Annotated in this window: 23 protein-coding genes; 9 read left to right on the top strand and 14 right to left on the bottom strand. The window is 72.1% G+C overall.

The window, feature by feature from the left end:
* Nucleotides 1-7 precede the first annotated feature (7 nt).
* The 6 genes from FDO65_RS15415 to FDO65_RS15390 all read right to left on the bottom strand — a co-directional run bounded on the left by FDO65_RS15415 (nt 8) and on the right by FDO65_RS15390 (nt 6251).
* Nucleotides 8-691: a response regulator transcription factor gene (locus tag FDO65_RS15415; protein WP_137450542.1), complete on the bottom strand. Its 684-nt coding sequence runs from the start codon at nt 689-691 to the stop codon at nt 8-10.
* A 9-nt stretch (nt 692-700) separates the two neighbouring features.
* Nucleotides 701-1915 carry a PH domain-containing protein gene (locus FDO65_RS15410; protein ID WP_137450541.1) on the bottom strand — a complete coding sequence of 405 codons (1215 nt, stop codon included), beginning with the start codon at nt 1913-1915 and terminating at the stop codon, nt 701-703.
* Nucleotides 1916-2046: 131 nt separating this feature from the next.
* The gene (locus FDO65_RS15405) at nt 2047-2772 is read right to left on the bottom strand and encodes a YggS family pyridoxal phosphate-dependent enzyme (protein ID WP_137450540.1); all 726 of its coding nucleotides are present in this window, start codon (nt 2770-2772) and stop codon (nt 2047-2049) included.
* A gap of 28 nt (nt 2773-2800) precedes the next feature.
* Nucleotides 2801-3853 carry a D-2-hydroxyacid dehydrogenase gene (locus FDO65_RS15400; RefSeq protein ID WP_137450539.1) on the bottom strand — a complete coding sequence of 351 codons (1053 nt, stop codon included), beginning with the start codon at nt 3851-3853 and terminating at the stop codon, nt 2801-2803.
* Between the two features lie 66 nt (nt 3854-3919).
* The gene (locus tag FDO65_RS15395) at nt 3920-4801 is read right to left on the bottom strand and encodes a biotin--[acetyl-CoA-carboxylase] ligase (RefSeq protein WP_137450538.1); all 882 of its coding nucleotides are present in this window, start codon (nt 4799-4801) and stop codon (nt 3920-3922) included.
* Nucleotides 4794-6251 carry a DUF222 domain-containing protein gene (locus FDO65_RS15390; RefSeq protein WP_137450537.1) on the bottom strand — a complete coding sequence of 486 codons (1458 nt, stop codon included), beginning with the start codon at nt 6249-6251 and terminating at the stop codon, nt 4794-4796. Before FDO65_RS15390 ends, FDO65_RS15395 begins: the two co-directional genes overlap by 8 nt.
* A gap of 243 nt (nt 6252-6494) precedes the next feature.
* Here FDO65_RS15390 and FDO65_RS15385 point away from each other — a divergent pair, with 243 nt between their 5' ends.
* Both FDO65_RS15385 and FDO65_RS15380 read left to right on the top strand, forming a co-directional pair.
* Complete coding sequence (locus FDO65_RS15385) at nt 6495-6860, top strand: TraR/DksA family transcriptional regulator (RefSeq protein ID WP_137450536.1); 366 nt, start codon at nt 6495-6497, stop codon at nt 6858-6860.
* Nucleotides 6861-7179: 319 nt separating this feature from the next.
* A complete protein-coding gene (locus FDO65_RS15380; RefSeq protein WP_137450535.1) occupies nt 7180-7437 on the top strand; it encodes a hypothetical protein in 258 nt (85 codons plus the stop codon).
* An 83-nt stretch (nt 7438-7520) separates the two neighbouring features.
* Here FDO65_RS15380 and FDO65_RS15375 read toward each other — a convergent pair whose 3' ends face one another.
* A complete protein-coding gene (locus tag FDO65_RS15375; RefSeq protein ID WP_137450534.1) occupies nt 7521-7760 on the bottom strand; it encodes a hypothetical protein in 240 nt (79 codons plus the stop codon).
* Between the two features lie 770 nt (nt 7761-8530).
* On the opposite strand from FDO65_RS15375, the gene FDO65_RS15370 reads away from it, so the two are divergent.
* Nucleotides 8531-8911, top strand: coding sequence for a cold-shock protein (locus tag FDO65_RS15370; protein ID WP_137450533.1), 381 nt, complete (start codon nt 8531-8533; stop codon nt 8909-8911).
* Between the two features lie 1325 nt (nt 8912-10236).
* Here FDO65_RS15370 and FDO65_RS22230 read toward each other — a convergent pair.
* Entirely contained in the window at nt 10237-10461 is a 225-nt protein-coding gene (locus FDO65_RS22230; protein ID WP_166442154.1) for a hypothetical protein, read from the bottom strand.
* 82 nt (nt 10462-10543) lie between these two features.
* Here FDO65_RS22230 and FDO65_RS15365 point away from each other — a divergent pair, with 82 nt between their 5' ends.
* The 5 genes from FDO65_RS15365 to FDO65_RS15345 all read left to right on the top strand — a co-directional run bounded on the left by FDO65_RS15365 (nt 10544) and on the right by FDO65_RS15345 (nt 15389).
* Nucleotides 10544-11569: a CapA family protein gene (locus FDO65_RS15365; protein ID WP_205850060.1), complete on the top strand. Its 1026-nt coding sequence runs from the start codon at nt 10544-10546 to the stop codon at nt 11567-11569.
* A 35-nt stretch (nt 11570-11604) separates the two neighbouring features.
* Complete coding sequence (locus FDO65_RS15360; protein WP_137450532.1) at nt 11605-12252, top strand: Maf family protein; 648 nt, start codon at nt 11605-11607, stop codon at nt 12250-12252.
* 91 nt (nt 12253-12343) lie between these two features.
* Nucleotides 12344-12811, top strand: coding sequence for a DUF1707 SHOCT-like domain-containing protein (locus FDO65_RS15355; RefSeq protein WP_166442208.1), 468 nt, complete (start codon nt 12344-12346; stop codon nt 12809-12811).
* Between the two features lie 319 nt (nt 12812-13130).
* A complete protein-coding gene (locus FDO65_RS15350) occupies nt 13131-13523 on the top strand; it encodes a VOC family protein (protein WP_137450530.1) in 393 nt (130 codons plus the stop codon).
* 129 nt (nt 13524-13652) lie between these two features.
* Complete coding sequence (locus FDO65_RS15345; protein ID WP_276606862.1) at nt 13653-15389, top strand: ATP-binding cassette domain-containing protein; 1737 nt, start codon at nt 13653-13655, stop codon at nt 15387-15389.
* On the opposite strand, the gene FDO65_RS15340 is transcribed toward FDO65_RS15345, so the two are convergent.
* Complete coding sequence (locus FDO65_RS15340) at nt 15370-16776, bottom strand: NAD(P)H-quinone dehydrogenase (protein WP_137450529.1); 1407 nt, start codon at nt 16774-16776, stop codon at nt 15370-15372. The genes FDO65_RS15345 and FDO65_RS15340 overlap by 20 nt on opposite strands.
* 222 nt (nt 16777-16998) lie before the next feature.
* On the opposite strand from FDO65_RS15340, the gene FDO65_RS15335 reads away from it, so the two are divergent.
* Nucleotides 16999-17466, top strand: a complete 468-nt coding sequence (locus tag FDO65_RS15335) for a gamma-glutamylcyclotransferase family protein (protein WP_137450528.1) — start codon at nt 16999-17001, stop codon at nt 17464-17466.
* 10 nt (nt 17467-17476) lie between these two features.
* Here FDO65_RS15335 and FDO65_RS15330 read toward each other — a convergent pair whose 3' ends face one another.
* The 5 genes from FDO65_RS15330 to FDO65_RS15310 form a co-directional block, all read right to left on the bottom strand.
* Entirely contained in the window at nt 17477-19387 is a 1911-nt protein-coding gene (locus FDO65_RS15330) for a sensor histidine kinase (RefSeq protein WP_137450527.1), read from the bottom strand.
* Nucleotides 19387-19812, bottom strand: coding sequence for a response regulator transcription factor (locus tag FDO65_RS15325; protein WP_137450526.1), 426 nt, complete (start codon nt 19810-19812; stop codon nt 19387-19389). Before FDO65_RS15325 ends, FDO65_RS15330 begins: the two co-directional genes overlap by 1 nt.
* The gene (locus FDO65_RS15320) at nt 19809-20276 is read right to left on the bottom strand and encodes a response regulator (RefSeq protein WP_205850059.1); all 468 of its coding nucleotides are present in this window, start codon (nt 20274-20276) and stop codon (nt 19809-19811) included. The genes FDO65_RS15325 and FDO65_RS15320 overlap by 4 nt, the downstream gene beginning before the upstream one ends.
* A 162-nt stretch (nt 20277-20438) precedes the next feature.
* Nucleotides 20439-21728 carry an amidohydrolase gene (locus FDO65_RS15315; RefSeq protein ID WP_137450525.1) on the bottom strand — a complete coding sequence of 430 codons (1290 nt, stop codon included), beginning with the start codon at nt 21726-21728 and terminating at the stop codon, nt 20439-20441.
* 202 nt (nt 21729-21930) lie between these two features.
* Nucleotides 21931-22848 (bottom strand): DMT family transporter, encoded by a 918-nt coding sequence (locus tag FDO65_RS15310; protein WP_137450524.1) that lies wholly within the window; start codon nt 22846-22848, stop codon nt 21931-21933.
* Nucleotides 22849-22862: the final 14 nt, after the last annotated feature.

Genomic DNA, 22862 nt, shown 5'->3' with positions numbered 1-22862 from the left:
CGTCCGGTCACGCGTCGAACCGGAAGCCGACTCCGCGGACCGTGGAGATGGGGTTGCCGGCGTCCGGAGTGCGGCGAGCCGCCGCCAGTTTTCGGCGCAGCCAGGACATATGCATGTCGAGGGTCTTCGAGGCCTTCAGGGCCGGGTCGTTCCACACCTCGGCAAGGATCTCCTCCCGGGTGACCACCTGCCCGGCGCGGCTCATCATGACGCGGAGCAGCTCAAATTCCTTGTTGGCCAGGACGACCTCGGTGCCGTCGACCTCGACCCGCCGGGCCGATGCGTCCACCCGGACACCGTTGACCTCCAGCAGCGACGGCAGGCGACGGCGCAGCAACGCCCGGACCCGGGCCAGCAGCTCGGCCATCCGGAACGGTTTGGCGACGTAGTCGTCGGCGCCGGCGTCCAGTCCGACGACGAAGTCGGCCTCGTCGGTGCGGGCGGTGAGCATCAGGACGGGCACGTCACGACCACCGGCCCGGATGCGCCGGCAGACCTCGAGTCCGTCGAGGTCGGGCAGGCCGAGGTCGAGGATCACGAGGGTGACGTCGGCGTGGGCCGGTGCGTCCAGCACGGCGAGCGCTTCGGTCCCGGTGGCGGCGGCCGCGACGTCGTGGCCTTCCCGCTCCAGGGCCCGGGTCAATGGACGGCTGATGGCCGGGTCGTCCTCCACCACCAGCACGGTCGTCACTCCGTCACTCTAGGTCGTGCGGTGACCCGGATCGCGGGGGTCGGCGTTCGTGGCGTCGGCCGGTCCGGACGTCGGCCGGTTGAGCCACGGGTCCGTCGGCGGGTCCGGGTGGTCCTGGGGCGCGCCGTAGTAGGGGGCGGGTCCATACGCCGCGGGCGGCCCGTAGTGCTGCGGTCCGCCCGGTGCGGCGGGCTGCGGGCCCGGCGATCCACCGCCTGACTGCCCCGGCCCGGGGGCCGGCGGTCCGCCGTACTGATGCGGTGCCCCGTAGTGCCCCGGAGCGGCGTACTGCTGGGGTCCGCCCCACTGCTGGGGTCCGCCGCGTTCCCGGGGTCCGCCGAATTCCTGGGGTCCGCCCCACTGCTGGGGTCCGCCGCGTTCCTGGGGTGCCCCGTACCGGGCGGGCGGGTCGGACTGCGCAGGTGCACCGTAGTGCGCAGGTGCCCCGTACTCCGGCGGCGTCGCCGCCGGCGGCTGGTACTGCGGCGCCTCGTCACGGGGAGTCGACCGTCCCTGCGCGTACCGGTGGTCGGCCTCGTACGGCCCCGGGTCGCCGCCGTCGGTCCGGTCGTCGTCCCGGGCGGCCCCGAACACGCGGGTCGGCGTGTACCGCGGGCCGTCGTCCGACCTCGGGGTGCGGTCGTCGAGGTAGGTCTCGGGCGACCGGTCCTGGGCGACACTGTCGACCGGACCGCCGTCGAGGACGTCGTCGTCACCCCACCGACCGCGGCTGTAGGCCTCCCGCTCGTCCCGGATGAGCTGATTGAGGGTGGCCTGGGTCTTGGGAAGTTCGGCGATGTTGTGGAACTTCAGCGGCTGATCGGCGGACGACTCGACGACGAGGGTGCCGTAGCCCATCAGGCGACCCCAGAACGTCACCTCGGTCTCCATGTTGGCGATCTGCCCGAGGGGGATCTGGTGCTCGCGCCGGGACAGCAACCCGGTGCGGAAGAAGACGTGGTGATTGGAGATGGCGAAGTGTTCGGTGCGCCACCGCACCACGGGCACCACGACCAGCCAGATGAGGCCGATCAGCATGGCGACGGCGATGACGATCCAGGCGATGTGGAAGTACTGCCAGTCCTGCAACCAGACCAGCAGGGCGACTCCGCCGCCGACGATCAGCAGGAAGAAGACCACCGGGAGGACGAGCACCTTCCAGTGCGGGTTCTTGTTGACGATCACCTGCTCGCCGCGCGCGAGCAGGTTGTCGGGGTACGGCATCCGTGGTCACCTCCGTGACGGAGCACGCCGGAGCACGGCGGGCGGGTCGGGCCATCCCGGACAACGCCAGTGCTGCCGGCGACGTTCGAGGCTGGCCACACGCTACCGCCGGGAGTTCGCCCGGGGCCCGGTCATGCCACTGGTGGGCGAGCCCCGAACACCGCCGAGCCGACGCGGATCATGGTGGCGCCCTCGGCGACGGCGTCCGCCCAGTCGCCGCTCATCCCCATCGAAAGGTGCCCGGCGTCCGCCGCGCCCGGGGTGCGGCTGCCCACGACCCGGTCGCGGATGGCGGCGAGGTCGGCGTAGCCGGCCCGGACGGCCGACCGGTCGTCCGACCGCAGCCCGATGGTCATGAACCCGACCAACCGCAGACGCTCGAGCGCCACCACCGCGTCGACGAGGTCGTCGACCTCGTGGGGGGCGACACCGGACTTGCTGTCCTCCCCCGAGACGTTGACCTGGATCATCACGTCGAGCGTGCGCCCCAGGGTTTCGCAGCGCCGGTCGAGCCGGCCGGCCAGACCTGCGGAGTCGATGGTCTGGACGCAGTCGACGTGGTCGAGGACGGCGTTGACCTTGTTGGACTGCAGGTGACCGATGAGGTGGGTGCGGTGCGGCAGGTCGGCGAGGTCGTCGGCCTTGGCCACCACCTCTTGGACCCGGTTCTCCCCGATCAGGTCGAACCCGGCGGCCAGGGCTGCGCGGATGACCGGCGGCGCGATCGTCTTGGTGGCCAGCAGGATCTGGACGTCGCCGGCGGTCCGACCGGAGGCGACGGCGGCCGCGTCGACCTGGTCGCGCAGGGTGCGCAGCCGCTCGACCGGACCGGTCGGGGTGGTCGGCGGGGTGCTCATGCGGCGACCATAACGAAAGGGCCCCGGCTCAGTAGAAGTGGCGGGTGTCGACGACGTTGCGCAACGGCCGACCGTCGAGATGGCGCCGCAGGTTGTCGGCGAACAGCTCGGCGATCCGCTGGTCCTCCAGTGAACTCAGCGCGGCGGTGTGCGGGGAGATGAGGACGTCGTCCCGGTCCCACAGCGGGGAGTCGGCCGGCAGCGGCTCGACGGCGGTGACGTCGAGGGCGGCGTAGCCGATCCGGCCGCTGTCCAACCCCTCCAGCAGTGCGGTCTCGTCGATGACGGTGCCGCGACCGACGTTGACGACGATGGCGCCGGGCTTCGTCGCGGCGATCATGGCCGCGTCGTACAGGCCCTCGGTCTCGACGGTGCCGGGCAGCGTGATGACGATGCCGTCGGCCCGCGACAACGCGTGCGGCAGTTCGTCGATCCCGTAGACGCGGTCGACGTGTTCGACCGGTGCGGGGTGACGGCGCACGCCGATCACCGTGGTCCCGAACGCGGCCAGCACGCGGGCGGTGTCGGCGCCGATCCCGCCGAGACCGATGACCAGCACGGTCATCTCGTGCAGCTGGCGCATCGCCCAGCGGTCGGTCCACTCGTGCCGGCGCTGCTGCGCCCGCAGCCGGGGAAGGTCCTTGGCCCCGGCCAGTAGACCGAACACCGCGAACTCGGTGAGCGTCGGCCCGTGCACGCCGGCCGACGTCGTGAAGACGACCCGGTCCAGCTCGTCGGCGGTCAGGTCGGCGTCCTTGACGGTGGAGCCGCCGCCGGCGGCCATCGTCTGCACCCACTGCAGGCGGGGGTTCTCGCGCACGGCGCGCGCCAGCATTCCGGCGTCGACGTCGGGGATGCCGTAGAGGATGTCGCCCTGGGCGAGCAGCTCGAAGAACCGGCGTTCCTGTTCCTCGGTCCGCCGGTACGCGGGGTCCCCGGTGTGGTCGCCCGGGAAGCGCTGCGGGGGCAGCAGTTCGTCGTCGACGAGGAAGTCGACCCGCGGGTCGACATCGGTGACGATCGACCGCAGCTCGGGGGCGAGCGGGGTGGCCAGGACCACGCGGATGCGGTCGTCGGTCATCGGATCTCCTTCGGCGATGCGGTGCGGTGCAGCGCGGTGCGGCGCGGTCGGTCGCAGGTGGACGGGCTAGGTGCGCCTGGCCGGGCGGAGGTGCACGACGTCGGCGGCCCCGTAGGTGCGTCGGGTGCCGTCGGCGGTGACCACGACGATGGCGCCGTCGACGGCGATGTCGGCGGCGTAACCGGTGATCTGCCGGTCACCGGGCAGATCCAGGCGGACGGCGCGCCCGAGCGTTGCGCACTGGGCGCGGTAGGCGTCCCGCAGGCCGCTGCGGACGGGGTCGCCCCCGGCCTGGCCCCAACGGTCGAACCAGTGCCCGAGCCGTTCCAGGATGGCGGCGAGCAGCAGACCCCGGTCGAGGAGCGGTGAGCCGGCGGCCAACAGGGAGGTGGGCGGGGTCGGCGCGGTGGCCGCGGGCGTTCGGGGCGGCGTGGCGGCGGCGAGCTCGTCCGGGGTCAGGCTCACGTTGATGCCCGTCCCGACGACCACCCCCGGTCCGGCGAATTCGCCGAGGACGCCGGCGCACTTGTGGTCGTCGATCAGGACGTCGTTCGGCCATTTCAGGGTCGCGGGCAACCCGGTCGCGGCGCGCAGGCCCTCCACGACGGCGACGCCGAGCACGATGCCGACCCAGCCCCGCTGTGGGCCGGCGACGCGGGGCAGACGGTGGGCGACGGAGAACATCAGCCCGGCCCCAGCCGGGCAGTGCCACGACCGGCCGGCGCGACCCCGCCCGCTGACCTGCTCCTCGGTGACCAGCACGGTGCCGTCGGCGACGTCGGGGGCGGTGGCCGGGTCGGTCAGGCGGTCGGCGAGATCGGCGTTGGTCGAACCGGTCTGCGGTACGTGTTCGACGGACCAGCGCCCGGCAAGGCCGCCGACGGCCGCGGCGAGGCCGGCGGCGGACAGCGGCCGGCGAGAGTCGGCGACCGCGGGGGCTTCACTCACTCGACCACCCTAGGTGTACCCACCGTCTCCGACGTCCTGGCCAAAGCTGCTGGAATTGACGTGACGTCGGTTCGCTAGAACGGCGGCAGGTCACCGTCGTATCCCGTCCGTGCGAGATACCATGCAGCGGAGCTGGTTTCGGGTGGGTTCCAGTGTCGGGTGTGTGCTCGGGTGTAGGTGCGTCCGAGGGGGGTGGTCCAGTGGTGGTCGCCGTCTTCGGTGCGGTGGAGTTGGTAGCCGCCGGTGTCTTTGGCGCGGTGGTGGCGGCGGCACAGGACGGCCAGGTTCTCGGCGGAGGTGTCGCCCCCGGTGGCCCGGGGTGGAAGGGTTCGCGGTGGTCGACATCGCAGCGGTGGGCGGGTTGCCGGCAGCCCGGCATGACACAACTCGCATCGCGGGTGAGTACGAAGTCGGTCAACGCTTTCGGCGGCGTGTACGTCTTCCTTCCGTAGTCGAGGAGGGCGCCGCTGGTGGGGTCGCAGGTCAGGCGCCGCCAGGTGGCGTCGGCGGCGATGACCCGGGCTTGGGCGGGGGTGATGGGTCCGTGCCCGATGAGTTCGGCGACCTCACCACGCCCGGACCCCGGGTTCACCAGAGCTGATGCGGGGAGGGTGACCAGCAGGTGCGGTCGGCGCCGCTGGGTGGTCGGTAGGGGCCGGTCGGGCAGGAGGCCGCGGTCGAGGATGTCGGTGCACACGTCGACCAGGGCATGGACCCGCCGTTCCCCGATCGACCGGTCATCCCCCTCTGTCTTGCCGGCGTCGGCGGCAGCGGTCAGGCAGTCCCAGATCACCGCGACGTCCTGCGCGGTGCCGTACAACGACAGGCAGGCCATCCCGTCCAGGTCACTGCGCCGGGACACGGAGCGTCGGCGGCGGGCCTGCTCGTGGCGGCGTTGCGCGCCGTCGGGGTCCCGGCGGATCACCGACCGGGCGACCGCGTTCCGCAACCCCGGCACCGTCAACGACCCGGCGGCCGGGAGGACGTCGGCCTCCACCTGGGCGGTGGTCTCGCCGGTCAGGTCAGCGGTGCCCCGGCAGATCACCGACGCCTTCCCGGGCGAGATCTGGCCCTGCTCCAGCGCGTGCAGGGTGGCTGGGCAGCGGGCGGTCAACTCGGCCGCCTCCAGCAGATACCGGCCCGCCGTCGACTCGGCCACCCCCAGAGCCAGAGCGAGTTCGGTGGCCAGGAACTCCTCCACCCCGCCCGGGTCCTCCCCGGCCGCGGCGGACAGCTCGACCAGGTCATGCACCTGCCGGGCCGACTCGTAAGCCACCCACCGCTGCCGGGCGATCACCGCATCCAGCAACACGTTGGCCCACTCCCGCGCCGAACACCCCACCGGACGCTCCGGCCGCGACCCCAACAACGGCGGCAGCTCGGACGCCGGGGCCGCCGTCACGAGTGCGCGCCAAGCGGACATGTCGAGCACTGGCTCGGGCAGCATCATGCAACCATCATAACGTAAAACGAACGTGTGTACTAGCCGCCGTTTGTTCGATTTTACCCGGGCATCGGGCTGGCTAATATCGATGGTCGTCCAGCCGGCCGACCAGAGAGCCGACACCTGCGACGTGGGCTTGAGGATGGAACGCTCGCGGTCACAGCACCGGGCGACGACCACTCCCCGGGTCTGAACCACAGCGCGGCCCAACGGCAGCACGGACCAGCACGCCAAGCGCAGGATGGCAGGGTGCAGGACGACGTCGAGGGGAACCAGGGTGGCGACCGCGCGCGGCTGGAGCAGCAGCAGGTCGAGCTCACCGCGGAGTTGGCCGTCCACCAGCGCGCCCTGCGGCAGGTCCGGCAGCTGCGGGCGGACCGTTCCGACGACGACGAGCACGACCCGGAGGGCGCCCCGCTGTCGGCCGAGTGGTCGCGCATCGAACGGGCCCACCGGGCCGTCGAGGAACGGTTACTGGCCGTGCGGGCGGCGCTGACCAGCGTGGCGGACGGCCGGTACGGAATCTGCGAACGATGCGGCGAACCCATCCCGGCGGGCCGGCTCGAGGTGCGTCCGACGGCCACCCGGTGTGTGGCCTGCGCCGCCGTCCGTTGATCCGCGTGCCCCGGCAAAGCCCGCGCCAACGGCTGGCTCGGCGAAATCCGTTGCCAGCAAATCATTCTCACAGCGGCTGCCGAAGAAGCCTGCGCGTTCGACCGAGCCGAACGGCGCCACTCACCGAGCATCCGGCCTCGGCTGGCCCGCCCGCGTGGCCGAGGAACCGACGGGCCGGGGGCGGACTTACCGCGTCAACCAGCGTCGCGGATCGTCCTGGTGTGTTGCCCACGGTTATCCCCGTCGGGGATCGGCTGACGGGACCCCGACAGATGGCCGGACCGTCGACACGGAGTCGTGGTGAGCGCATGATCGGCCCGTGGCCAAGTCGGACGCTCCTGCCATCGTCGCCGCACGTCGTTCCGCCGCCCGGACCGGGCTCATCGCCAGCGTCGCTTTCCTGGTGCTCTGCTCCGCCCTCAATGCCTGGGTGCTTGTCAACGACTTACATCACAATCGCACCATCACGCTTCCCCTGGTCGAGTTCGGAGCGATCGCCGCCGGCTTGTTTCTCACCGCCCTGAGATGGAAGCGTCGGATGACCCGGTACCCGATCCCCAACCGGAACTGTGGGTAGGGGGTCCCCTGGCGCCGACCCGTAGCGAGACCGACCAGCCGAAGCCAGCCACATTTTCGACGTTCCAGGTCGTTACCTCGAGCCTACGAGCCGTCCCGATAGCTCACTCCGTCGCTCCAATGGCGCTGCTTGTTGAGCTTGGCCGCTACGTCCGTCCGCAGCTTGACGCGACGCGCGACCACGAACACCAGCGCCACCCCGCCCAGAACCAGCATCCACCCCCAGTCCCGGTCCCCGACGAACGTCAACACCAGGCCGACAGCCTCGACGACGAGCCCCAAGACGAGCGCGGATAATTCCCATTTGCGGTAGCGGCCGCGCATCAGTGGTCTTCGGATCGAACGGTCGTCATCGGCTCGTGGCGCTGTGCTGTCACGACGCAAATGATCACGGCGACCTCACATAACGATGGCCGGGAAAGCCTCATGTACTTCCGCCCGACGGCGATCATCCCTGGGGTCTAGCGACCCTGAGACGCCCCTGTTGGTGCAGGCAAGGTCCGTTGGTGCAGGCACGGTCCGCCCCTCGCATGCAGATCGAGTGACGGGACACGCTCGACGGCAAGTACTCCATGAGGCGGTGCATGCTGCCGAGATGACATCACGTGAAGATGCGAGCAGATACCCGGTACACGAGATCGACCCTGGTTTCAGTGGTCGCGCTCCGGTGCGGCCGCCGGCCGTCCCGGCGATGATGTGTGTCTTCTGCGCCCACCAGGCACTTGCCACCGACGGCCTGCAAGACGACCCGGATTCCGCGGACCTCACACCCCGGTTCCACCGAGCTCTCCGGCGAAGTGGCGCCGGGAGATGGCAGGTACCGATCGCCCGCCTCGTGGCTGACGGCAACAGCGTCTGCGTCTTCCATCTGGTCCACCCCGAGAAGCCGGTCCCGGTGACGGATGTGCGGCACCTCGATTGAGCCCGACGCCTGAGCCAGCGGCAACCGAGACGACTGCACGGACTCGGCCACACACAGCGATGCGGCCCGCGCCGTCTCACTAGCCGATCTTCGAGCGGGCCCGTGAGTCAAGCTGACCAACGGAGCGGGAAACCGGTTTACCCGCGCAGCTACTGGCCGTCATGCTCTGGGCATGGCGCGTGGAGTCGTGAAGTTTTTCAAGGCCGAGAAGGGCTGGGGCGCAATAGCCTCGGATGAGCTGCCCGCCGGGACGGACGCCTTCGTCCACTTCTCGCACATCGAGGCCGCGGCCAACACCTACCGCACCCTGGCAGCCGGCGACGTCGTCGAGTTCGATTTCGAGGTAGCGCAACAGGACAGCTTCCGTTGCCGGGCCACCCGAGCCCGGTTCCTGACTCCAGGGCCAGCGCCAACCCTTCGACGCGACGGTGACCGAGTCGCCATCGTTCCTGCAGGCACCCCGGACACCCCGCTGCTCCCCAAGACAACCCACCGCCCCGGGGCAAAGCCTGACGCCGCTGACATCGACCCGGTCGCGACCACCGACAGTTGACCGAGCAGCCGGAACCGACCAGTTCAACCACTGCCCCGTCTCATCGGACCACGACGGCTCCACCGCCGGGGATGGCCGATGATTGTCTTGATGGCGCCGGTGGGTGATTGGCGGCGGGCCGAACAGTTCTTCGGCCAATTCGATGGCGACGACGGTTTCCGTGGCCGGAGGTCAGCGGTCAGCCTTCAGTTGCCACGCCGGGCTCAGCCACACTGATCGAGTTCATCGGTGACGCGCACTCCACGGACCTCCGGGTTGACTATTGGTCTATCGAAGGTTCTTGCGGCATGGTCGACTGGTGGCAGGTGAAGCCGAGCACGAGGCAACCGATATCAAGAGTGGGGTGAAGCGGCGGCAACCGTTCCACATGACGGGGTCACCCCGGGCGGCAGCTTGGTCGACGTGCCTGTGGGTTGTGCTCGGCCTCAGTCAGGTGTTCCTGACTCGGTCGTACGCCCTTTCGTGGGTGCGGATAGTGCTGATTGTCGGCTACGCGCTCTTCGCGGTCGCGTACGCGATCACCCTGATCAACTTGCGGCGTCACCCGGAGCTTGTCCGGCCGTATCGAGCCTGGTGGATGTAGCTGACGCGCCGGGATCGAAGGAGCGGGCACGTCGGTGGTCTCGGATCGCTCGCACCCCGGTGACCAGCCAAAGCGCAGCTTGGCTCAGCCCTAGAAAGACCACGCTCGACTCACCGCGTTGCCAGCCGGCCCTGATGCAGAGCGCTCCGACGAGCACGCCACACCCGAAGAGCAGCAGGCGCCACCGCAGCGGCAATGGCCAGGTCACGGTCTCCGCCCGTTGGAGGAGTCCGCCGAGTCAGCGTCAGAGTGGGTCGAACCTGGTCCCCGCAGCTCGTAGTACATCCGCCACCACACGTAGATCAACATCCCGGCCAGCAGTACCGTGCAAATGATGCTGGCAGTCGGTGACTTGCCATTACGCATCCCTTCGCCCCACGCCAGTGCGTCGCCCACAATCCCGCCAATGGACATGAAGACCAGGAAGCGGATATCGATGCCCAGGCTCAGCCAGCGCCGGCGGAGGCGATCTACCGGTCCCATGCATCGGGACGCTACGCCCTGCGATCATCGTCGACAGTGTCTGCTCCGTCACCGCCCATCGCTGACAACATGGCTCCGGTTGGGACGTCGAAGCACGGTCCGCGGCGAAGTAGGCCACGACCGGGACCATGTCGATGCCCGGGCCGACCGACGGTCGGCCTCTCACCAACGGGCGGTGTGTCCGATTCCGGCGTGGCTGTGATGCGGAGACCGATCCGTACACCTACTGTTCCTCCGTGTTTGACGGAGAGCGACGACGTCACCGCGCACTGTTGATCAGCCTGGCCGCCGGCCTGGTCCTTTCGGCGTGCGCCACCGGCCCCGCATCGGCACCCACCGGGAGCTCCGGTCCGACGGCGACCTCCTCGCCGTCGTCCGCGGCGACGGCCACCGTGGCCCCGCTTTCCGCGTCCGAGGCGTCCGCGCCCACCGGGCCGACCGCACCGACGACGGTTCCCGACCCGACGACGTCCGCTGCGACCATCGAATCGACGGCAGCGGCGGCCCCGACCGGGATGCCGGAACCACCGCCACGCGTGGATCCCGCCTGTCCCGGCGTGCGGTGCGTGACGGTCACCCTCACCGGCGACGTGCTGCTGCACCCCGAATTGGTCGAGCAGGCCCGGCTCGATGCCACCCCGGGCGCGCCGACGGCCCAGGACGGGCTGGACTTCCTCCCGATGCTCGCCGCCCAGCGGCCGTGGACCGAACCGGCCGACCTGGCGATCTGCCACCTGGAGACACCGCTCGCGTCCCCGGACGGGCCGTTCCTGGGGTGGCCGGAGTTCTCCGCCCCGCCGCAGGTCCTGCCGGCCCTGCGGGCCGTGGGTTACGACGCGTGCACCACCGCCAGCAACCACACGCTCGACCAGGGACCGCGAGGCGTCGACCGCACCCTGGACGCGCTGGACGCGGCCGGACTCCGGCACGCCGGGTCGGCCCGCTCGGCGGCCGAGGAGGCCACCCCGGTCGTCCTCGACACCCCCGGCGGGCGGGTCGGCCTGGTGGCGGCGACGTACGACCTGAACGGGCATGACCCCGACGCGCCCTGGCGGGTCGACCTGCTGGACGCCGACGCCATCCTGGACCGGGCGCGGGCGGCCCGCGCGGCCGGCGCGGAGGTGGTGCTGGTCGCCCTGCACGCGGGCACCGAGTACGACCGGGAACCGAACGGCGATCAGGAGTACCTCGCCCGCACGTTGCTGGCCGACCCGGCCGTGGACCTGGTCTACGGCCACCACGCCCACGTCGTGCAGCCCATCGAGAAGATCGGCGGCAAGTGGGCGGTGTACGGGCTGGGCAACGCGATCGCCGCCCAGCGGACCTCCGCGCCGGGCGTCCAGGACGGCCTGCTGGTCACGGTCCGGTTCAGCCGGGACGCCTCCGGCGCCTGGACCACCGCCGGCGTCGGCTGGCTGCCCACCCACGTGGACGACGGTCCGCCGAACCGCTGGTGTCCCGCCGACGGCACCCCCACCTGCGCACCGGTCGACCCGGACGCGGCGGCGGCCGGCGCCGCCGACACCGCCGCCATCGTCGAGTCCCGGGGCGCGGCGCAGGCCGGCGCGGTGCGGTTGCCGCCGACCGGTTGACCGGTCCCACCCGTCGGCTGACGCAAGATCGGATCATGACGACGTTCGTACTGGCCTCGGCCTCCCCCGCCCGGCGATCCGTGCTGCGGGCCGCCGGTATCGAACCGGTGGTCCAGGTGTCCGGGGTCGACGAGGACGCGATCCTCGACGCACTGGCCGACACGCCGCCGGCAGACCGGGTTCTCGCCCTGGCGCGGGCCAAGGCCCGCGCGGTCGTCGACGGGTGGACGCCGCCGGGAGGGGCGGCGCCGGGAGCCGACCTGGTCGTCCTGGGTTGCGATTCCATGCTGCTGCTGGACGGGGCGCTGCAGGGCAAACCGGCCGACCCGGACGAGGCCCGCCGACGCTGGGCGGCGATGGCCGGACGCACCGGCGATCTGGTGACCGGCCACTGGGTGATCCTCTGGCAGGGCGGCGCCGTAGTCGGCGAGACGGGGACGACGGCGGTGTCGCAGGTCCATCTCGGCCGGCCGGATCCCGACGAGGTCGAGGCCTATCTGGCCACCGGCGAACCGCTGGCCGTGGCGGGCGCCCTGACCATCGACGGATACGGCGGCTGGTTCGTCGACGGCATCACCGGCGACCCGTCAAACGTCATCGGGGTCTCGCTACCCACCCTGCGCGGCCTGCTGCGGGAGATCGGGGTGCGGGTCACCGATTTGTGGACGTCGCCGGGAGGCTGATCCGCCGCCGACCTGACGACTGAACCGTCGATCGGGGTGCGCGGAGCGCGTATCCCCCCGACGTCGGCCGACACTCTCTACAGTCGACGGGGTGAGCACCGCGGACTCCTCCGACCTCGATCCCCGTCAGATCCGTGTCGGTGACGCCGAACGCACGGCGGCCCTGGACGCGCTGGGCGAGCACATGGCCAGCGGCCGCATCGACCTCGACGAGTACGGCACCCGTAGTGCTCAGGTGACCCAGGCCCGCACGGTCGCCGACCTGCAGGCCCTGTTCCGGGACCTGCCCGCCCCGCACCCGGATCTGCCGGGTGGCGCCGCCCTGCCGGCCGTGGCCCCGCCCGCGTACGCGGCTCCGGCGCCGCCTGCCGGGTCGACCGCGGTGGCCCGGCAGGACGACCGCAGCCCGGCTCAGCGGATCGCCGCGGTGGCCACCGGCCTGTCCGGCATCATCGCACTGGTGCTGTTCATCGCGACCGGGTCGTGGTTGTGGTTCCTCATCGTGCCGGCCATCGGGATCGTCACGTCCCAGGTGTGGGGCAAGGGCTGGAACCGCTGATCGCCCGCGCCGGCGTGACCGGGCCGGTCATCGGGCACTGACCACCCATGACCGTTCCCCAGGCTCCGCATCCCAACGGCCCCGGCACGCCGCCGCTCGACCCGAGTGGCCCGGTCCCCGATGTGCCGGTCCCCGGCTCGCCGTCCCCCGGCCGGCCTCCGGTTCCGCTCGAACCCGAGCCGTTGGCGCCGTCGCCGGTGCCCGAGCCCGGCCAGCCGCTGCCCGGTCCGCTCAGTCCCGACCCGACCGCGCCACCCGTCGGCTGATCCGGCCACCCACCGACCCGGCCGTTGTCGGTGCCCGGCGCTACGGTCGCCCGATGATGGACCATCTCGGGATCCAGGTCGCCGACGTCGCCGCGGCCGAGGACTTCTACCTGTCGGTGTTCGGGCCGCTGGGTCTGCGCGAGTACCTGCGCTACCCGGTCGGGTCGTCGTTCGTCGTCGGACTGGGCGGGCCGGACGGCCAGCCCGACTTCTGGCTCAGCCCGGCCGAGGGTGACGAGACCCGTGAGCTGCACATCGCTTTCGTCGCCCCCGACCGGGCCGCGGTCGATGCGGTGCACGAGGCTGCCGTCACCGCCGGGGTGAGCGTGCTGCACGCGCCCCGGGAGTGGCCCGAGTACCACCCGGGCTACTACGGCGTCTTCCTGCGTGATCCCGACGGTCACAACGTGGAAGCCGTGTTCCACGGAGGCCCACCGGCCGGCTGACGGAAAAGCGGTGGACGAACGCCGACCGCCGTGGGTACCGTCGTCGGCATCATGGATCGCTGACATCGCCCCGACCCGCGCCCGTGGCGGCACGCCCGGCGGGTCCCCTCCCACCTTCGGGGATCTGCGATGTCTTCCACCTCCTGCCGGCCCACGTCCGCCGACGTCGGCCCCGTAACCGACCTCGGATCGATGGGGACGCCCGGCGTCCTGCGGGTCAGGGACGTCTCCCGCCGCTTCGGCGACCGCGTCGTTCTCGACGGCATCGACCTTCTCGCCGCCCCCGGTCGCCGGATCGGCCTGATCGGCGAGAACGGCTCGGGCAAGTCGACGTTGCTGCGCATCCTGGCCGGGGTGGACGAGCCGGACACCGGAACGGTGCGCCGGCCAACGGATCTCGCGTATCTCCCACAGGAGCCGTCGTTCGTCGGGGCCGAACCCGGACCGCACGTCAGCATCGGCGACGTCCTGGACGCCGCCCTCGCGCCCCTGCACCGCCTCGTGGCCCTGGTCGAGGAGCGGGGCGCGGCGATGGCCGCCCGGCCGGCGGACCGGTCCCTGGCCCGCGCCTACGGCGAGACACTGGAGACAGCCCAGCGCCGGGAGGCCTGGGACGCGGACCGCCGCGCGACCGTCGCCGCCGACCGCCTGGGGTTGGCGGCCCTGCACCGCGAGCGGCCGGTGACGGACCTGTCCGGCGGGCAGCGCTCCCGGCTGGCCCTGGCCGCCCTGATCGCCGGCCGCCCCGACTGCGTGTTGATGGACGAACCCACCAACCACCTGGACGACGACGCGCTCGACCTGCTCGAGGAGTTCCTCGTCGGCCTGCCGGGCATCGTGGTGGTCGCCAGCCACGACCGGGTCCTGCTGGACCGGGTCTGCACCGACCTGTTCGACCTGGACCCACCGGGCCCGGGCACCGACGGGACCGGCGGCCGCCGGTTCGGCGGCGGATACCGGCGCTACCTGGCCGACCGGGAGGCCACCCATCGGCGGTGGGTCCGCACGTACGTCGAGCAGCAGGAGACCATCGAACGGCTCCGGCGCGACGCCGAGGTCGACACCACCCGGGTCGCCCACGGCCGGGGCCCGCGGGACAACGACAAGTTCATCCATGCTTTCAAGGGGGCGAACGTCGAACGGGCCGCGGCCCGGCGCGCTCGGGATGCCGCCCGGCGCCTGGCCGACGCCGAGCGGACCGCTCTCCCCCGGCCGCCGACACCGCTGCGCTTCACCGGACACCTCGGCTCCCCCCGACCCGCGCCGGACGAGACCGCAATCCTGGTGGAGGATCTCGCGGTCGAAGGCCGGCTCCGGCTACCGCACCTGCGGGTGCCGGGCGGGCAGCGACTGCTGGTGCTCGGCGGGAACGGCACCGGCAAGTCCACCCTGCTGCGGGTCCTGGCCGGCCAGCTGAGGCCCACCAGCGGACAGGTGCGGGTGACCGCGCAGTCGGTCGGACTGCTCGGTCAGCACGTGGCCTTCCCCGAGCCGGATCAACCCGCCCGGCGCGTCTTCGCCGCCGCGTTGGTCGACCGGGCCGCCGACGTCGACGAGGCCGGGACACTGCTGCTGGACCTCGGACTGCTGCGCGCGACCGATCTCGACCAGCCCGTCGGCCGCCTGTCGGTCGGCCAGCAGCGCCGGCTCGCGCTGGCCGTCCTGGTCGCCCGCTCCCCCGAACTGGTGCTGCTCGACGAGCCGACCAACCATCTGTCGCTGGCCCTGGCCGACGAACTGGAGCAGGCGGTCGGCACGGCACCGGCAACGGTGGTGCTGGCCAGCCACGACCGGTGGCTGCGGACCCGCTGGTCGGGGCCGACCCACGAGCTGGTACCGCAGGGACCTACAACTGCCCGCTGGTGACGAACATCAACCGCCGGGCCAGCTCGGTCAACGACCCCGACAACGACGGGTACACCGAGAAGGTGTAGGCGAGATTCCTGACGGTGAGCCGGTTCTGCACGGCCATCGCGATCGGCAGGATGAGTTCAGAGGCATCCGGGGCGACGACCACCCCGCCGGTGATCAGCCCGGTGGTGGGGCGGATGACCAGCTTGACGAAGCCCTCTTCGAGCCCGTGCATCTTCGCCCGGGCGTTGGTGGCCAAGGGCAGCTTGAGCACCTGCAGCCCGCTCGGATCCTCCTCGGCGTCGGCCTGCGAGTTGCCGACCGTCGCGATCTCCGGGTGGGTGAACACATTGGCGGACACGGTGTTCAGGGCCAGCGGCGGCACGCCTTCCCCCAGCGCGTGCCACATCGCGATCCGGCCCTGCATGGCGGCGACCGACGCGAGCATCAGCACGCCCGTGCAGTCCCCGGCCGCGTAGACGTTCGCGGCCGACGTCCGGGACACCCGGTCGACGGTGATGAAGCCCTGGTCGTTGACGTCGACACCGACCCGGTCCAGGCCGATGTCCGCCGTGTTGGGGACGGCGCCGACGGTCATCAGGGCGTGGCTCCCGCGGATCTGGCGGCCGTCGGTGAGGGTGACCACCACGCCGTCGCCGTCCCGCTCGACCGAGCTGGCCCGGCTCTGCCGCGCGAGCTCGCCGCCGTGCTCGCTGAAGACCTTCTCGATCACGGCGGCCGCGTCGGCGTCCTCGCTGGGTAGCACCCGGTCGCGGCTGGACACCAGGGTGACCCGCACGCCCATCTCCGTGAACGCCGAGGCGAACTCCGCTCCGGTCACCCCGGACCCGACGACGATGAGGTGCTCGGGCAGCTCGGTCAGCGAGTAGACCTGCCGCCAGGTGAGGATGCGATCCCCGTCGGGTCGCGCGGTGGGCAGGACCCGCGGCGACGCACCGGTGGCCACCACGACGAAATCGCAGTCCAGGTCGAAGGGGTCGCCGTCGACCGGCTCCACGTGCACGACGTGCCGGGCGAGCCCGGTGGTGCGGTCGGCGAACGCGGCCCGGCCCTGCACGACGGTGATGCCCTGCGTCTCGAGCTGGGAGCGGATGTCGGTCGACTGGGCCAGGGCGAGACCGTTCACCCGACCGTTGACGGTGGGCACGTCGACCGACACCCGGTCGGCGTCCACCGTCAGGCCGAGGTCCCGGGCCCCCAGCACGGCCGTCCGACCGGCGGCCGAGGCGATGAACGCCTTGGACGGCACGCAGTCGGTGAGGACGCAGGCGCCGCCCACCCCGTCGAGCTCGATGAGGGTGACGTCCGCGCCGTACTGGACGGCGACGAGAGCCGCCTCGTACCCGGCGGGTCCCCCGCCCATGATCGCGATGGTCGTCATGTGCCTGCTGCCCCCGGGATGTCTGGCTGGTGGTACCGACCGGTGCGGTACCCGAACGACGTCAACGGTAACGGGCGGTCCCCCGCCCGCCGTGGGCAGCGCCAGGGCGACCCCCGGCCGGGCGCCGGGGCGGCCGTCGAGAGCGGGTCCCTCGGGTGCGGGGGACATCGCTCCCCCGTGCCCCTTGGCGCTCTCGCCACCGCGGGCGGCTAGTCTCCGATCATGACCTTGTACGCCGCGTACGGGTCCAACATGGATCCCGCCCGCATGCTCCGGCTCTGCCCGTCGGCCCCCGTCACCGGTACGGGATGGCTGCCGGGGTGGCGACTCACCTTCGGCGGTGAGGACCTGGGCTGGGAGGGTGCGCTGGCCACGGTCGTGGAGGACCGGGACGGCGCCGCGGACGGCCCCGGGGTGTTCGTCGTGCTCTACGACATGGCTGAATCGGACGAGAAGGCGCTGGATTCCTGGGAGGGCGCCGACCTCGGCCTGTACTCCAAGATCCGGCTGCGGGTGCACACATTGGACGGCGAGAAGCTCGCCTACCTCTACGCCCTGCAGGCGTTCGAGGGTGGCCTGCCGTCGAGCCGCTACCTGCAGGTCATCGCGGACGCGGCCGAGGCCGCCGACGCCCCGGCCGAGTACGTCACCGACCTGCGCTCGCGACCGGCCCGCACCGAATCGGGCTGAGCCACCCGGGTCAGCCGCGCCCGCTGGTGCCGGGGCCCCGGCGCAGGGGCACCTCCAGGGTGAAGGCGGTGCCCTCGCCGACCGTGCTGGCCACCCGGATCCGGCCGTCGTGGGCCATGGCGATGGCCCGGGTGATGGACAACCCCAGCCCGACACCGGGGACGGCGTTACGGGTGGCCGTGCTGGCCCGGAAGAACCGGCCGAACAACTTGTCGACCTCGTCCGCCGGGATGCCGACGCCGGTGTCGCTGACGACGACGTAGGCGTAGGGCCCGGACTGTGGCCCGTCGTCCTGCGTCCCGTCATCGAGCTCGTCGTCGAGTTCGTCGGTCACGCCCAGGGTGACCGCCACCCGACCGCCACCCGGGGTGAACTTGACGGCATTGGAGATCAGGTTGTCCAGCGCCTGGCCCAACCGCACCGGGTCGCCCCAGACCACGGCGGGTTCGGTGGTCTCGCACAGGATCAGCCGGACGTCCCGACCGGCGGCGATGGGCTCCGCCGTACCGATCGCGGCCTGGGCCAGCACGTGCAGGTCGACCTCGCTCTCCTGGAGCTGGAACCGGCCCGCCTCGACCTGCGCGGTGAACAGCAGGTCGCCGACGAGCCGCAGCAGCCGGTTGGCGTTGCGCTCGATGGTCTCCACGTACATCCGCTGCTCGGCGGTCAGCGGCTCCTCGTCCTCGTCGGACAACAACTCGAGGTAGCCGAGGATGGAGCTGAGCGGAGTCCGCAGCTCGTGCGAGATGAGGTTGACGAACTCGTCCTTGAGCCGGGCCTGCTCACGCTCGACGGTCACGTCCGTGGCCACGAACAGATAGCCGTCGATCTCGTCCGACGACCCGTACCGACCGGTGACCGTCACCTGCAGGCGGCGGTCGCCGTCATCGGCGGCGGCGAAGGTCCAGTCGAACAGACGCGACCCGCCGTCGGCCACGTCGCGCGGCAACTCGTCGAACAGGGTCGCGGCGGCCCTCTCGACGGCGGGGTCCTTCTCCGGCGGACGCAGGCTGAGCAGCGGACGGCCGATGGCGTCGTGGGCGGCGAGCCCGAGCAGCCGTTCGGCGCCGGCGTTGAAAACCTCCACCCGGCCCTGGATGTCGGTCGCCACGATGCCCTGTTCGGTGACCGAGTCGATGACCGCACGCAGTTGCGACCGCTGGTCGCGCAGCATGCGGGAGACCGCGACGGCCTCGACCGCCCGGTCCTGGGCGGCGCGGGTCATGACCTCCTGCTCACGACGCAGCGACTGCACCGCGGCGACCCGCGAGCGCAGCCGCCGGGTCAGTTCGTTGACCGACAGGCAGGTCAACCCCAGGATCACCGGCGTCAGGATCAGCCGCACCCACTGGCCGTCCTTCGCGCTGGCCCATCCTTCGTAGGCCAGGGGCAGCGACATCGACACCAGCGTCACGACCCCGCCGAGCAGCAGCGGGAGGCGGCCGGGCTCGACCCCCAGCGAGAGCACCGGCAGGATCAGCAGCGCGGTGAAGACCGACACCGGTCCGCCGGTGCCGGCCCGCAGGAATCCGCAGGCCAGGATGTCGAGCAGCGGGATCGACATCAGCAGCAACCGCGGGACCGCGCCGTCGTCCGGGGAGAGGCGGCGGAACCCGACGGCGGCGAACGAGGCGGCGGCCATGACGACCCCGCCGAGGACGACCGCGTTCCAGTCGGTCACGGTCACCCCGGGCACGGCCAGCCACAGCTGGCAGATGACGTAGGTGATGGCCATCGGGACCTGACGTTCCAGGACCGAATGCCGGTCGACGGCGAAGCGGCGTACCCAGTTGCTGGCCGGCAGCAGGCCGGTCGGGGCGGTGACGTCGGCGTCGAGCGGGCCGACCCTCCCGCCGGTCCCCCGCGGGTGAGCCGCCGACGCCCCGTCAGGAGCGCTGGGCAGGGTGGTCGGCGTGGCCATCAGTGCGCCTGCGCGGTGACGCTGCTGTCGACCGCCAGCATGGCCCGGACCTTCTCAGCCAGGGTGCGGGGACTGAACGGCTTGAGCGCGTAGTCGTCGGCGCCGGCGGCCAGGCCGGCAGCCACCGCTTCGGGCTGGACCGCGGCCGACAGCATCAGGACCCGCAGATTGCCCAGGGCAGGATCGGACCGGACGTCCCGGCACACCTCGAGGCCGGTCCGGCCGGGCATCGACACGTCGAGGATGGCCAGGTCAGGGGCGTGTTCCCGGATGGCCGCGGTAGCCGTGAGACCGTCGCCGACGCTGGCCGCCACGGTGGCGCCGGCCCGGCGCGCCGCCAGTTCGACCAGCGCTCGGATGTCGGTGTCGTCGTCGGCGATCACGACCACCGGGGTACGAGCCGCGGCATGGGGATCGCCGGTCATGGCGTCGCCCCGGCGGCGCGCAGGTCGGCCAGCACCTGACGCAGGGCGGCCGAGGTGACCGGTTTGGGCAGCACGCCGTCGGCCGCCGGGTAGTCCTCGACGTCCAGCACGGAGCAGACGACGACCGGGCAACCGGGATGTCGGTCCCGCAGCTGGTCCAGCAGGTCGCGGCCGCTGAGGTCGGGCAGCCGCAGGTCCAGGACGATGACGCGCGCCGGGCCCGCGGGCCCGGCCACATGACCGTCGTCCGGGCCGGACGCCGGGACGGCCATCGCCTCGGCCGCCGACGCGGCGGCGTGAACGGTGTATCCGGACCGTTCCAGCAGCCTGGTCAACAGGACGCGCTGATCGAGGTCGTCCTCGATGAGCAGCGCCATCGATCGGCCGCCGCCGGCGGGCGTCGACCCGCTCGTCTGCGCGACGGGCGCAGCGGTGTTCCCGGCTCCGCCAGCGGACATCTTCATCGTCTTCTCCCCCACCGGAATCGCCGTCCGCCGGCCCCGGCGCGGCGCACCTCGAGCCAGCACGCTCAGCGATTACTCGGTGACCAAGCGTAGCCGAACGGCGAGAAGGGTGGGCGCCCGGAAGAGTCATCCGTCCGGCCCCGAACGGGTTGTCGTGCCGGGTCAGGTGGACTCGGTCGACCGGTCCACGGGATGGGGGGCGGACAACGCAGCCAGAGCGGTGTGGGTCATCAGCCGCACCCCGGCGGCGATGGCCCGCTCGTCGGCCACGAACGTCGAGGAATGCAGGTCCACGCGGGGGCTGATCCCGTCCCAGACGCCCAGGCGGGCGAACGACCCGGGGACGTGCTCCAGGAAGACGGCGAAGTCCTCCGCCCCCGTCGACTGCTCGGCCAGCCGGATCGCGTCCGGCCCGAGAGCCCGCTGGGCGGCGGTGCGCATCAGATCGGTACTGGCCGGGTCGTTCTCGACGGGCGGGACGCCCCGCTTGTAGCGGAGCTCGTACTGGGCCGTCGTCGGGGCGAGCACGTCCGCGACGAGCTCGCGGACCAGCGTCTCGGCCCGGTCCCACGAGCGGCGGTCCATCATCCGCAGGGTGCCGCGGAGCACGCCCTCCTGCGGAATGGCATTGGCAGCCTCCCCGGCGTGCACGGCTCCCCAGACCAGGACGGCCGCCGCGCGGGGGTCCAGCCGACGGCTGAGCAGGCCGGGCAGGCCGGTGATGACGGTGCCCAGGGCGTACAGCAGATCGGTGGTCAGATGCGGCCGCGAGGTGTGACCGCCCGGACCGGTGACGAGCAGCTCGATCTGGTCCGAGGTCGAGGTGATGGCCCCGTCCTTCAACCCCACCAGGCCGACCTGCAGACGCGGGTCGCAGTGCAGGGCGAAGATGCGCGAGACCCCCTCCAGGCCGCCCGCGGCGATGACGTCGTGCGAGCCGCCGGGAAACACCTCCTCCGCCGGCTGGAATAAAAAGCGCACCCGGCCGGGCAGTGTCCCGGCCCGCCGCAACGCCAGTGCCGCGCCGAGCAGCACCGTCAGATGCACGTCGTGCCCGCAGGCGTGGGCGACGTCCGGCAGGGTCGACGAGAACGGCAGACCCGTCCGCTCCCGCAGGGGCAACGCGTCGATGTCGGCCCGCAGGCCGACCACCCGTTCCCCCTGGCCGATCTCGGCGATCAAGCCGGTCCCGCCGGGCAGCAGCCGAGCGGGGATGTCATGGTCCCGCAGCACCCGCAACAGCAGCGCACTCGTCGCCGACTCCTGGCGTCCGAGTTCGGGATGGGAGTGCACGTCGCGACGAATACGCACCAGATCGGGCAGCCGGGACTCGAGCGTCCGGTCGAGCCACCGGGGCCCGCGCCCCTCGCCGGGGTCGCCGACCTCGTCGACCGCGGGCACGACGACCCTCCGCTCCGCGTCGGCGGCACGTGTGCGCTCGGCGGCACCCATTCCGGTTCTCGCCTCCCACGTGCTCGATGGAGCGCCGCCACCCGTGGTCCACGGCGCGACGGCCTTCGGCGCTGGACTGTAGTCGGCCCGATCCGGACCCCCGCGGCCGGACCGTGGGGTTCGGCCCGGACGGGTTCGGCCGGTGGTGACGGCACCGGGCAGCGATGGCCACGTCCCCCGCCCCGTCCGGGCCGTCGACGGGTCACCGTCCGACATCGTCGGCGCACGCGCCGCCCACCGAGGCGGGGCGGGACCGGAAGCTGCCCTGCCGGAGGAGCAGACCAGCCCCGAGACCACCCAGGGCCAGGCCGAGCGCGGTGCTGACCCGGAGCGCCTCGCCGCCGATCAGGGTGGCCCCCACGGCGGTCACCGCGGGGGTCAGATACAGCAGGGCGTTGGTGCGGTCGGCCCCCAGCACGTCGATCGCCCGGTAGTAGGCGGCGTAACTGCCCAGACCGGCGGCGACCGCCAGGGCCACCGCCACCCAGAACGCGGGCACCGGCGGGGGGAGCAGATCACCGCCGGCGACCGACATCGCCGCCGTGAACCCGGCGGTGAACACGCTCTGCAGGGCCAGGCTCTGCCGCAACGGGAGGACCGGCGCCGGCCGCGCGCGCCACGACTCGTGCAGAACGGTCCCCGCCGCGAGGGCGCCCATGGCCAGGAACGGCAGGGCAAGTGCCTGCGCGGTCGCCCCGGCACCGAGGTCACCGGCGGCGGTCACGGCGACCCCGGCCGTTCCGGCCAGCACCCCCCAGACATGCCCCCGGGTCCACGCCCGGCGATACAGGACGGCGGTGGCGAGCAGGACGACGGCCGGTTGCATCGAAGCGATCAGCGCGGACGTGCCCGCCGGCACGCCGGCGGCCGCGGCCCAGTAGATCCCCGTGAGGTAGAGGCACTGGCACAGCAGGGCCAGTACCGCCTGTTCCACCCACACCCGTGCGCCCAGGCGGGAGGAGGGCCGCGGCAGGAAGGGGGCCAACAGCAGCGCGAGGACCAGACAGCGCCATGTCAGCAGGGTCTGGCCGGCGGCGCCGCCGGCACCGAGGTCGGCGGCCAGGAAGCCGGAGCTCCACACGAGAACGAGGGCGACGGCGAGAACCGTGGGACGCGACATGCGGGCCAGGTAAC

The sequence above is a fragment of the Nakamurella flava genome, assembly GCF_005298075.1.
GTDB classification, from domain to species: domain Bacteria; phylum Actinomycetota; class Actinomycetes; order Mycobacteriales; family Nakamurellaceae; genus Nakamurella; species Nakamurella flava.
This window is presented reverse-complemented; position numbering and strand designations above follow the sequence as displayed.